Below are 272 nucleotides of genomic sequence, written 5' to 3'. Positions count from 1 at the left end.
GCCCGATGCCGAGCGTCATCAGCCCGTCGATCACGCGCACGCCGGTCGGAAACGGCGGGTCGATCATCTTGCGCGCGAGCGGGTTCGGCGGGTCCTGCTGCGTCGACACCCACGCGGCGCCCGTCACCGGCCCGCGATCGTCGAGCGGCCGGCCGAGCCCGTCGAGCACGCGGCCGAACAGTCCTTCGCCCACCGGAAAGACATGTTCGCGCCCGGACGGCACGACGGTCGTCTCCGGCGACAGGCCGGCCACGTCGCCGAGCGGCGTGAGC

General features: G+C 73.9%; 1 pseudogene. It reads right to left on the bottom strand.

Features of this window, described 5'->3' with window-relative positions:
- Window positions 1-272: pseudogene (locus AAEZ03_RS27410) on the bottom strand (EscN/YscN/HrcN family type III secretion system ATPase); the annotation flags it as partial.

It is taken from the genome of Pseudomonas sp. HY2-MNA-CIBAN-0224, from assembly GCF_040310285.1.
In the GTDB taxonomy this organism is placed as follows: Bacteria; Pseudomonadota; Gammaproteobacteria; order Pseudomonadales; family Pseudomonadaceae; genus Aquipseudomonas; species Aquipseudomonas helleri.
Note: the sequence above shows the minus strand (reverse complement) of the source record. Positions and strands in the feature narration are given on the sequence as shown.